At 61.7% G+C, this 10216-nt stretch carries 13 protein-coding genes; 4 read left to right on the forward strand and 9 right to left on the reverse strand.

Features of this window, described 5'->3' with window-relative positions; all coding sequences use genetic code 11:
• From A3728_RS23695 to A3728_RS08565, 4 genes are all read left to right on the forward strand, one after another.
• The coding region (locus A3728_RS23695) for a hypothetical protein (protein WP_236630446.1) at nt 1-194 on the forward strand (194 nt) is incomplete at its 5' end.
• Entirely contained in the window at nt 128-1123 is a 996-nt protein-coding gene (locus A3728_RS08555) for a glycosyltransferase family 2 protein (RefSeq protein WP_067922195.1), read from the forward strand. The genes A3728_RS23695 and A3728_RS08555, both read left to right, overlap by 67 nt.
• Nucleotides 1120-2817 (forward strand): DUF5927 domain-containing protein, encoded by a 1698-nt coding sequence (locus A3728_RS08560; RefSeq protein ID WP_067922198.1) that lies wholly within the window; start codon nt 1120-1122, stop codon nt 2815-2817. Before A3728_RS08555 ends, A3728_RS08560 begins: the two co-directional genes overlap by 4 nt.
• Nucleotides 2818-2820: 3 nt before the next feature.
• On the forward strand, nt 2821-4257 hold the full coding sequence (locus A3728_RS08565) for a nodulation protein NodH (RefSeq protein WP_067922200.1): 1437 nt from the start codon (nt 2821-2823) through the stop codon (nt 4255-4257).
• Here the strand turns inward: A3728_RS08565 and A3728_RS08570 are convergent.
• The 9 genes from A3728_RS08570 to A3728_RS08610 form a co-directional block, all read right to left on the reverse strand.
• Nucleotides 4245-4709: a PTS sugar transporter subunit IIA gene (locus tag A3728_RS08570; RefSeq protein WP_067922202.1), complete on the reverse strand. Its 465-nt coding sequence runs from the start codon at nt 4707-4709 to the stop codon at nt 4245-4247. The two genes, A3728_RS08565 and A3728_RS08570, sit on opposite strands and share 13 nt — an antisense overlap.
• 48 nt (nt 4710-4757) lie before the next feature.
• Nucleotides 4758-5321 carry a ribosome hibernation-promoting factor, HPF/YfiA family gene (hpf, locus tag A3728_RS08575; RefSeq protein WP_067922204.1) on the reverse strand — a complete coding sequence of 188 codons (564 nt, stop codon included), beginning with the start codon at nt 5319-5321 and terminating at the stop codon, nt 4758-4760.
• A 249-nt stretch (nt 5322-5570) separates the two neighbouring features.
• Entirely contained in the window at nt 5571-6332 is a 762-nt protein-coding gene (gene lptB, locus A3728_RS08580; protein WP_067922206.1) for an LPS export ABC transporter ATP-binding protein, read from the reverse strand.
• Nucleotides 6332-6790, reverse strand: a complete 459-nt coding sequence (lptA, locus tag A3728_RS08585) for a lipopolysaccharide transport periplasmic protein LptA (protein WP_443069067.1) — start codon at nt 6788-6790, stop codon at nt 6332-6334. The genes lptB and lptA overlap by 1 nt, the downstream gene beginning before the upstream one ends.
• A 41-nt stretch (nt 6791-6831) precedes the next feature.
• The gene (gene lptC, locus A3728_RS08590) at nt 6832-7440 is read right to left on the reverse strand and encodes an LPS export ABC transporter periplasmic protein LptC (RefSeq protein ID WP_150120698.1); all 609 of its coding nucleotides are present in this window, start codon (nt 7438-7440) and stop codon (nt 6832-6834) included.
• A 6-nt stretch (nt 7441-7446) separates the two neighbouring features.
• On the reverse strand, nt 7447-8409 hold the full coding sequence (locus A3728_RS08595) for a KpsF/GutQ family sugar-phosphate isomerase (RefSeq protein WP_067922214.1): 963 nt from the start codon (nt 8407-8409) through the stop codon (nt 7447-7449).
• Nucleotides 8406-9020 carry a ribonuclease D gene (locus A3728_RS08600; RefSeq protein ID WP_067922215.1) on the reverse strand — a complete coding sequence of 205 codons (615 nt, stop codon included), beginning with the start codon at nt 9018-9020 and terminating at the stop codon, nt 8406-8408. The genes A3728_RS08595 and A3728_RS08600 overlap by 4 nt, the downstream gene beginning before the upstream one ends.
• 59 nt (nt 9021-9079) lie before the next feature.
• Nucleotides 9080-9862 (reverse strand): PaaX family transcriptional regulator C-terminal domain-containing protein, encoded by a 783-nt coding sequence (locus tag A3728_RS08605; RefSeq protein WP_067922218.1) that lies wholly within the window; start codon nt 9860-9862, stop codon nt 9080-9082.
• A partial coding sequence (locus A3728_RS08610; RefSeq protein ID WP_269084900.1) for a MaoC/PaaZ C-terminal domain-containing protein occupies nt 9852-10216 on the reverse strand: 365 nt, incomplete at its 5' end. The genes A3728_RS08610 and A3728_RS08605, both read right to left, overlap by 11 nt.

The raw sequence follows: 10216 nt of genomic DNA on the forward strand, positions 1-10216 counted from the left end.
GGTTGATGTTCGCAACCCGACCTTACCGAAAATTCACCGATGACCACCGCGCCTTTGATGACGTCCTACGGCGCCTCATGAAGGGCGCGGACGCCACCAAAAGCGCTACCAGAAGTTACACCTCTCCCTGGGACAGGACCGGCTTCAGCGCAAGCGATGGCGTATTCGCGCCTTTCGCAAGCGTCGTGAGCTGAAGCGCATCGCTGATCGGACATCCGAGATACGTCAGGATGACATCCTCGTTTTCTGCACCCAGCGGAACGAGCGGGTGAGGCTGCCCTATTTCCTCGACTACTACCGGCGCATGGGCGTGGCGCATTTCTTCTTTGTCGATAACGATAGTGACGACGGATCGCTCGACTATCTTGCCGACCAACCGGATGTTTCGGTCTGGTCAACCTCTGCCGGTTACAAACGGGCGCGCTTCGGGGTCGATTGGCTCAACTGGCTGCAGATGAAATACGCGCACGGCCATTGGACCCTGACGGTCGATCCGGATGAATTTCTTGTGTATCCGTTTTGCGATACGCGCCCCCTGCGCGCGTTGACGGACTGGCTGGACGCCTCTTCGATCAAGTCGTTTTCGGCAATGCTGCTGGACATGTACCCAAAAGGTCGGCTGGACGAACAGCCCTATCAGCCGGGACAGGACCCGATCGAGATCGCCTCCTGGTTCGATAGCGGCAACTACACGATGGAGCCGAACTACCTGTTCCGGAACCTGTGGATTCAGGGGGGGCCGCGTGCCCGCGTTTTCTTCGCGGACCAACCGGAAAAGGCGCCCGCGCTCAACAAAGTGCCGCTGGTCAAATGGGACAGGCGCTATTGCTATGTCAGTTCGACTCATATGCTGCTGCCGCGTGGGCTTAATCAGGTCTATGACGAATGGGGTGGTGAAAAGGCATCGGGCGTGTTGTTGCATGCGAAATTTCTCGACACGTTTTCGGCCAAGGCCGAAGAAGAGCTGGCGCGCGGTCAGCACTATGCCGGATCCGTTGAATACAAGGCCTATGCCGAACGGCTCAAAGACGATCCACAGCTCTGGTGCAAATGGTCGGAGCGCTACATAAACTGGCGACAGCTCGAAATATTGGGGCTGATGTCGAAAGGGAACTGGGCGTGAGCGTCGGGATCGTCATGCTGGTGCACACGGCGCTTGGCCGTGCAGAGCAGGTCGCGCGGCATTGGTCCGCCGCGGGCTGCCCGGTTGTGATTCACGTGGATCGCCACGTGCCGAAGGCGACCTTCGATACCTTCGTGAAGGCGCTGTCCGATGTGCCGGACATCCGGTTTTGCGAACGGTATCGCTGCGAATGGGGCACCTGGGGGCTCGTCGCGGGAACACAGGCCGCTTCAGAGATGATGCTGGCCAGCTTTCCCAAGGTGCGGCACGTCTACCTTGCCTCGGGTTCCTGTTTGCCGCTGCGCCCGGTGCAGGAGCTTATCGATTACCTCGCCTCGCGCCCCCGGACCGACTTCATCGAAAGCGCGACCACATCGGATGTACCCTGGACAGTGGGCGGTCTGGATGAGGAACGCTTTACCCTGCGGTTTCCGTTTTCGTGGAAACGGCATCGCTATTTCTTCGACAAGGCGGTCGCGGTTCAGCGCCGGCTGGGTCTTCAGCGGAAGATGCCGAACGGGCTGGTGCCGCACATGGGGTCGCAGTGGTGGTGTCTGACCCGGCACACCCTTTCCGCGATCCTGCAGGACCCGGAGCGGGATACCTATGACCGCTATTTCCGACATGTCTGGATCCCTGATGAAAGCTATTTCCAGACTCTCGCCCGCCAATATTCGACGAAGATCGAAAGCCGGTCCCTGACCCTCTCGAAGTTCGATTTTCAGGGCAAACCGCATATCTTCTACGATGATCACCTGCAGTTGCTGCGCCGGTCGGATTGCTTTGTCGCCCGCAAGATCTGGCCCTACGCCGATCGTCTCTATGACGCGTTTCTGACCGATGCCGCCGGGGCGATGAAAAAGACGGAGCCGAACCCCGGCAAGATCGACCGGATCTTCGCCAAGGCGGTGGAAAGGCGCACCCGGGGCCGTTCGGGCCTTTACATGCAAAGCCGGTTTCCGAACGAGGATTGGGAAAACGGCGTTACCGCGGCGCCCTATTCCGTCTTTCAGGGCTTTGCCGAACTTTTCGAGAATTTTGAGCCTTGGCTGGCCAAGGCCACCGGCGCGCGGGTGCATGGGCACCTCTTTGCGCCCGACAAGGTCCATTTTTCCGAAGGGCAGACGGCGATCAACGGCGCGTTGAGCGACAGTGCCATCTTGCGCGACCACAATTGCAAGACGTTCCTGACCAACCTGATCTGGAACACCCGGGGGGAACGGCAGTGTTTCCAGTTCGGGCCGCATGACAACCAAGACATTTGCTGGCGCATCGCCAGAGATTCCAACGCGCAGATTTCCGTCATTACCGGCGCATGGGCGGTGCCGCTGTTCCGATCAAACCTCGATTTCGCAGAGATCCGGGCCACTGCCGCCCGTCTGCAGCGGATCGAGAACGAGCATATGGATATCCTGCGGTCCCCCCATGCGAAGGCTCATGTGCGCATCTGGACCATGGCGGAGTTCATCGAGGCCCCGATGGAACCGCTGCAGGGCATATTGGACGAGATCGGGCGCACAAAGCTGCGCCGTCTGGCCGAAGCGCCAAAGATGGTGGACCTTGGCGGGTTCGGGCAGTTCCTGCAGAACCTGAAGAACCAGGGAATGCACCCCTATCTCATGGGCGATTTTCCCGTGGAACGGGGCGTCGAAGCCAGCCCGAAGCCGCCGCGCAAACCCTATCTGGTGCAATAGGGCATGGCGGACGGTTTCCACAGTTTCGTGGTCTTTGCCGAAATGCGTACCGGATCGAACTTTCTCGAATCCAACCTGAACGCCTTTCCAGGAATCGCCTGCCATGGGGAGGCGTTCAATCCGCATTTCCTCGGGTATCCGAGCAGCGAACCGATCCTCGGTATCGATCAGGCCACGCGGGATGCGGACCCTAAAACACTGCTGGACGCAATACGGAACGACCCTTCGGCGCTGGGCGGCTTTCGCTATTTTCATGACCATGATCCGCGCATACTCCACCCTGTGCTTGAGGATCGCGGCTGCGCCAAGATCATTCTGACGCGCAATCCGGTCGAAAGCTACGTGAGCTGGAAGATCGCGCAGGCCACCGGCCAGTGGAAACTGACGGATATGAAAGCGCACAAGGCCGCAAAGGCCCAGTTCGATGCCGATGAATTCGCCAGCCACCTTGATGCCCTGCAGCAGTTTCAGGTACTTTTGCTGAACCGTCTTCAGCGCAGCGGACAAACGGCTTTCTACGTGGCCTACGAAGACCTTCAGAGCGTCGATGTCATGAACGGGCTGGCGCGCTACCTCGGGGTGGACGAGGCGCTGGAAAGCCTTGATCGGAACCTGAAAAAGCAGAACCCCAGCCCGATTTCGGAAAAGGTCGAAAACTACGACGAGATGCTGGATGCGCTCGCATCGCTCGACCGGTTCGATCTTACCCGGACGCCAAATTTCGAACCCCGGCGCGGGCCGAACGTGCCGTCCTACGTCGCCGCACCAGAGGCCGGTCTGCTTTATCTTCCGCTGCGGTCCGGGCTGGAGGGGCAGATCAACGAGTGGCTCGCCGCACTGGACTATGCGGAAACCGAAGCCTTGCATACGCGGATGTCCCAGAAAAGCCTGCGGCAGTGGAAACGTCGCCACCCGGGGCATCGCAGCTTCACCGTGCTGCGCCATCCGCTCGACCGTGCCCATGATGCGTTTTCTCGTCATATCCTGACCACGGGCAAAGGCGCCTATATCCAGCTGCGGAAGACGTTGATCCGCCGGTACAAGCTGCCCCTGCCGGAGGGTGAGCCCGGGGCGGATTGGACGCTGGAGACGCATCGCGCGGCATTTGCCGCTTTCCTGCGCTTTCTCAAGGGGAACCTCGCCGGGCAGACGGCGATTCGCGTCGATCCGGCGTGGTGTACGCAGGCGCAAGCTTTGCAGGGGTTCGGCGAACTGACGTTCCCTGACCGCGTGCTTCGTGAAAATGAACTGGCCGAAGGCCTCGCCGATCTGGCGCGGGCGGTTGGGTATGACGATGCCCCGGCATTGCCCGCAGCGGAGCCGGTAGGCCCCCATGCGCTGGGCGACTTCTATGATGCGGAATTGGAAGCATTGGTCGCGGATGCCTACATGCGCGACTATGTGACCTTCGGCTTCGGAAAGTGGGATCAGGCCGCCTGAACGGCGCTGTCCTCCGTCAGGATCGTATAGAGGGTCGCCGCATCGGGGTTCGCGCGCAGCTTCGTGCAGATCGCGTTGTCCCGCAGGGTGCGCGCCACCAGCGCCAGCGCCTTGAGGTGTTCGACTCCGGCGTCTTCCGGCGCGAAGAGCGCGAAGGCGATATCCACCGGCTGACGATCGACCGAGCGGAAGTCGATCGGCTTGTCCAGAAGGACGAAGGCCCCGATCACATGATCAAGGCCTTCCATCCGTGCATGTGGCAGAGCCACCCCATGGCCTACGCCCGTGGGTCCAAGGGATTCGCGGGTCATCAGCGCGTCGACGACATCGCCGCCATCCAGATGATAGGCGACATGCATGAGCTCGCCGATGTCATGCAACAGACGCTTCTTGCTGGAGGCCGAGGTGAGAACCTTGACCGCCTCCGGCTTCAGGAGTTTAGCAAAATCCATTCGTTCCGCTCTGCTCTCTCCGACGGACTGGTGCCGCCGCTTGCTCGTTCAGGGATCGATCCAGCCGATGTTGCCGTCATCGCGGCGGTATACGACGTTCAGACCGGAATTCCCTTCCTTTCGAAAAACCAGCACGGGCGCACCTGCCAGTTCCATCTGCATGACCGCCTCTCCGACCGAAAGCGTCGCGATGCTGGTCTGCATCTCGGCGATGATCATCGGCTGGAGGCTGTCGGGTTCCTGCGTGTCAGAATCATTTTCTGAAGCGAGGATATATGATGAGGCTCCCATGAGTTCAACCGGTTCGGCCCGCTCGCGGTGGTGGTCCTTCAGCCGGCGCTTGTAGCGGCGCAGCTGCTTTTCCATTTTCTCGCGGCAGGCATCGAAAGCCCCATATATTTCAGTAGCATGCGCCCGCGCGGAGGCTGTCAGTCCCGTGGAAAGGTGCACCGTGGTTTCGCAGACATATTCATGCCCCGACTTGGAAAAGACGATCTGAGCGTCCGTGGGACGCCCGGCGTATTTGTTGACCGCCTCCCCCAACTCTTCCTTGACGTGGGTCTGCAGTGCTTCGCCTATGTCGATCTGTTTTCCACTGATCTGGTACCGCATGGGTTCTCCTCTTTTTTTTGTATGGCAAGAACAGACTGCCCCCGTCGAAGGGCGGACGGATCATGCCGGATGCGGAAAATATGGGCCTGTTTTCCGCCTGTGTTCAGCCGCGCCCTGGCGTGAAGGCATGCGCGCTGACAAGTGGGAAAGACGGGTTTCCATACCCCCATCAGGGCAAATTCGCCCTGAAAAGTCAACGAAAAGCCGCTGTACCCCGGTCACGGAAACGGTAGCGATTCCTTAACGATTTTAGGAAATCTTGAAATTATCGCCGAGGTAGACGCGGCGCACGTTCTCGTTCTGCACGACTTCCCCCGGGGTGCCCGACATCAGCACCCTTCCTTCGTGCAGGATATAGGCGCGGTCCACGATCTCCAGCGTTTCGCGCACGTTGTGATCAGTGATCAGCACGCCGATTCCGCGTTTCTTCAGGTCGCTGACCAAGGTGCGGATGTCCCCGACCGAAATCGGGTCGACGCCCGCGAATGGTTCGTCCAGCAGTAGGTACTTGGGGTTGGCAGCAAGGCATCGGGCAATCTCCACCCGGCGTCTTTCGCCGCCCGACAGGGCGATGGCGGGCGCGCGGCGCAGATGCTCGATGGAGAATTCGGTAAGCAGTTCCTCCAGCCGCTCGCGGCGCTGGTGGCGATGCGATACCGTGATATCGAGGATCGCGGCGATGTTGTCCTGCACATTGAGCCCGCGAAAGATGCTCATTTCCTGCGGCAGATAGCCTACGCCCAGTTGCGCGCGCCGATACATGGGCAGCTGGGTGACGTCTTTTCCATCCACTGTCACGGTGCCGCCTTCGGGGGTTACCAAACCGGCGACAGCGTAGAATGTCGTCGTTTTCCCCGACCCGTTGGGGCCGAGAAGGGCAACGACCTCTCCCCGCTCCAGATACATGGAAAAATCGCGGATCACGGTCTTCTTGCGGTAGGACTTGCGCAGATGTTCGATACGCAGGCCCGCCCCGCCGTCGGAGACAGCCAGTTCGGGCGGCGTGGTCATCAGTTGCCGCTGCCGGTCTGCAAGATGGTTTTCACCCGCCCGGACATCTGCGCCGTGCCGTCTTCGAGCTGGATGGTCATCTGTTCGGACGACAAAGCACTGCCGCCCTGTGTCAGAAGGACATTGCCCGTCATGACGAGCGTTCCCGCGTCGATGTCATAATCGGCCCGGTCCGCTTCGGCGGCGTCGTCACCGGAAACGAGGGTGACGCCGCCCGTCGCTTCGAGCTTTGCGATACCCTCGGCCTCCGCGCGGTACACGACCTCGACCCGTTCTGCGGTCAGCCGCATGGCGCCTTGCCCGATAAGCACGTTTCCGGTGAAGACCGCCGTGCCGGTCGCCTGATCCACCGAAAGGTTGTCGGCCGTGACCTCAACCGGGAGGGAGGTATCCTGCTCGATCGTGCCGAAGGCGACGGTGGCGCCCTGAGCCAGCAGGGGGGCGGCGAGAATCGCCATCAGGAGCGATGCGATCAACGAACGGATGTATGTCACCTGAGCTACTCTACCTGTTGTCGGGGCGTGTATACCAGTTTCACGCCGCGAGTGAAATTCATTTGCGCGCTATCGGTTGCGCCATCTTTCTCAAGAGTCATCGCACCTGCTGTGAGCGTGCCGCCGGGCGCGGTTCCCTCCACTGGTCCGGGTGAAACGATGCGCAGCGTCGACAGTTCCGAAGTCAGCAGATCCGAGGTCAGCCGGTAGCCGTCGGCGGTCGTGATCACGACATCGCCGGTCAGGTCGGCCCGGTCCTCGGAAATGTCGAAATCCGCCTGTTCGGCATTGATCGTGATCTCTGCCCCCCTGGTCGGACGCAGCCGGGCATTGACGGTTTCCGCCCGGTTGGCACCGTCCTGTCCGGAGGGGGAGGTCAGCCGGTTCGCGGAAAAGGAGATCTGGTCGCCATCCGCGGTGGTGCCGGAGAAGAACGGGCCGGTTACCTGCTGATCGCGAAGTCGGTCCTGAATTTCCTTGTCGGCGAAGGGAATCGCGGCATCCGGATCGTTCTGGCGAGAGAGCAGGAAAAGCGTCGACAGCAACCCCAACGCCATGAGGGGGAAGGCCACCTTCAGCAGGGCGACGAGCCGCGTGTGACGGTCCGAAGCCACGGCTCCTCAGCCCAGCCCGACGCGCAGGCAGTCGTGAATGTGGATCAGCCCTTCGGGCTGCCCCGTGCCCGCGGGATCGACGACGAAGAGGCAGGTGATCTTGCGCGCGTTCATGATCCCCACGGCCTGTTCCGCAAGCGCCCCCGGCCCGATGGTCGTGGGGGTCTTGGTCATCACGTCCCCGGCGGAAAGCGATAGCAGCCCGTCCATATGGCGGCGTAGGTCGCCATCGGTGATGACCCCCCTGAGAGCACCCGCCTCGTCCGTCACGCCCACGACGCCGAACCCCTTCTGGCTGATCTCTATCAGCGCGTCGGTCATGGGCGTGTCGCGTGTGATCAGCGGCAGCGCCTCTTCCCGGTGCATCAGGTCGGACACGCGGCTGAGCTGCGCGCCCAGTTTGCCGCCCGGGTGAAAATCACGAAAATGTTCGGGCGTGAAATTGCGGTTTTCCATGAGCGCCACGGCAAGCGCATCGCCCAAGGCCAGCGTCATGGTGGTGGAGGAGGTGGGCACAACCCCCGTCCCGCAGGCTTCGCCTGTCTGGGGCAACAACAGCACCACGTCGCATTGAGCGCCCAACGCGCTTTCCGCGCGGCTGGTGATCCCGATGAGCGGTATCGAATAGCGGCGGGAATAGGCGATCAGGTTTGCCAGTTCCGGCGCTTCGCCCGAGTTCGAGATTGCCAGAACCACATCGGCAGAGGTGATCATGCCCAGATCGCCGTGGCTCGCTTCGGCGGGGTGAACGAACTGGGCCGGCGTTCCCGTGCTGGCAAGCGTTGCGGCGATCTTCTTGCCGATGTGACCGGATTTGCCGATGCCGGTCACGATGACCCGGCCACGCGTATCCTTCAGCAGGTCGATGGCTGCGCGAAAGCGGTCATCGAGCCCGGCGGCGAGGGTGGTCAGTGCATCGGCCTCGGCTTCGATCACACGCCGTGCGGTATCGATGAAAGGCGTGCTCATGCGTGCGCGAAGATGTCGGTCTCGGGCCAGCCTTCGAGGTCGAGGCGAGCGCGGGTCGGCAAGAAGTCAAAGCAGGACTGGGCAAGCTCCATGCGTCCTTCGCGCAGAAGCCGGGCATTCAGTTCATCCCGAAGCCGGTGCAGGTAAAGCACGTCGGATGCCGCGTAGTCGATCTGTGCATCGGTGAGCGTCTCGGCGCCCCAGTCGCTGGATTGCTGCTGCTTGGAAATGTCCACGTTCAGGAGCTCCTGCAGCAATTTCGCCAGCCCGTGACGATCGGTGTAGGTGCGGATCAGGCGGCTTGCGATCTTGGTACAATAGACAGGCGCAGTCTCTGCGCCGAAAGCATTCAGCAGCGCCGCGATATCAAAGCGACCGAAATGGAAAAGCTTGAGCACCTTGGGGTTTTCCAGCATGGCGCGCAGGTTGGGCGCCTCTGTCTGGCCCTTAGCGATCTGGATAAGATGGGCGTTGCCATCCCCGCCGGACAGTTGCACGACGCAAAGCCTGTCCCGGTGCGGGTTCAGCCCCATGGTTTCGCAATCGACGGCGACCATCGGTCCGAGGTCGAGACCGTCTGGAAGATCATTCTGGTAAACGTGGTTTGTCATGGCCTTCCTATATAGCGCGTACACCGGCTGGGAAAGCGCGTGTTTCCGGGCCGGGCGGATCAGTTCCGGCTGCAGCCGATATCCGAAAGGGAAGGGCGCGGAAAGCGCTGCAGCAGGTCCGCCACCAGAATATGCGCGCGGTGCCCGGCCCAGTCGAGGGACACGAGCGCACGCGGCGGCCAGTTGTGCTTGAGCACCAGTCGGCGCCAGTTGTGCACGACAAGACAACGCAGGACCGCGGTTTCGACCGCCGACAGGCTGGCATCGCGGGGCAAACGTTCCGTCAGTTCGCCAAGCGTTCGGGCCAGCGCGGCATAATCCTCGGCCAGCCATGCAGGCTCTACCGCTTCGCGCAGCCATGGGGGCGCATCCTTGGCCTGCAGTTCCAGCGCCCCAGCGGGCAAAGACGCGGCTGGCGGTTTGGCATAAAGCCGGGGCAGGATCTGGATGTAGCCCGCCTGCCCCAGCGCGTCGGACGCGGTTGCGTCGGGGGGGAGGAGGACGAGGCTCCATTCCTCCGGTCCGGCGTATGGGTCCGCGTAGATCACCGGGCTTGCCTCGGCGCTCAGCTTGCGGCCATGCGGGGTGAGCGTGTGACGGCTGATGCGCCCGCGCTTTTCTGAGGCGATCCATCCATCGTTGCGCAGCCGGTGGAGCGCCACCCTTGTGGCTTCCGGTCTGATCTGCATTGCGGTCATGATCCGCGACAGGACCGGCCCGTCGATCCCCGCGCCTTCGGCCTGGGCCAGATCACCGAAGAGGCTGACCATCAGCGACCAGACCCGCTGACCGCCGAGCGTGCGCAGATCCGCGACCGTATGGGTAAAAACGTCAGACGGCATTCATCGTCAGCAAATCGTAGGTGGCCACGGTTTCGCCCTTCTGGTTCGTCAGCGTGACGTCCCAGCGTATTTCGCCATAGTCGTCGTTGCGGGGTGTTTTCTGTTTGACGACGAGCCGTACCTTGATGCTGTCGCCTGCCTGTACCGGTGCCATGAAGCGCAGGTTGTCCAGCCCGGTGTTCGCCAGCACGGGGCCGGGATCAGGTTGCACGAACAGCCCCGCCGCGAAGCTGAGCAGCAGGTAGCCATGCGCCACCCGGCCCGGGAAGAACGGATTGGCCGCCGCCGCTTCGTCATCCATATGGGCGTAGAAGGTATCGCCGGTGAAATGGGCAAAGGTCTCGATATCGTCGA

Source organism: Sulfitobacter sp. HI0040 (assembly GCF_001634885.1).
Lineage (GTDB): Bacteria > Pseudomonadota > Alphaproteobacteria > Rhodobacterales > Rhodobacteraceae > Sulfitobacter.

Coding starts and splice junctions, on each gene's coding strand:
- A3728_RS08565 (WP_067922200.1), top strand. CDS start 2,821: ATGGCGGACGGTTTCCACAGTTTCGTGGTCTTTGCCGAAATGCGTACC.
- A3728_RS08570 (WP_067922202.1), bottom strand. CDS start 4,709: ATGGATTTTGCTAAACTCCTGAAGCCGGAGGCGGTCAAGGTTCTCACC.
- hpf (WP_067922204.1), bottom strand. CDS start 5,321: ATGCGGTACCAGATCAGTGGAAAACAGATCGACATAGGCGAAGCACTG.
- lptB (WP_067922206.1), bottom strand. CDS start 6,332: ATGACCACGCCGCCCGAACTGGCTGTCTCCGACGGCGGGGCGGGCCTG.
- lptA (WP_443069067.1), bottom strand. CDS start 6,790: ATGGCGATTCTCGCCGCCCCCCTGCTGGCTCAGGGCGCCACCGTCGCC.
- A3728_RS08595 (WP_067922214.1), bottom strand. CDS start 8,409: ATGAGCACGCCTTTCATCGATACCGCACGGCGTGTGATCGAAGCCGAG.
- A3728_RS08600 (WP_067922215.1), bottom strand. CDS start 9,020: ATGACAAACCACGTTTACCAGAATGATCTTCCAGACGGTCTCGACCTC.
- A3728_RS08605 (WP_067922218.1), bottom strand. CDS start 9,862: ATGCCGTCTGACGTTTTTACCCATACGGTCGCGGATCTGCGCACGCTC.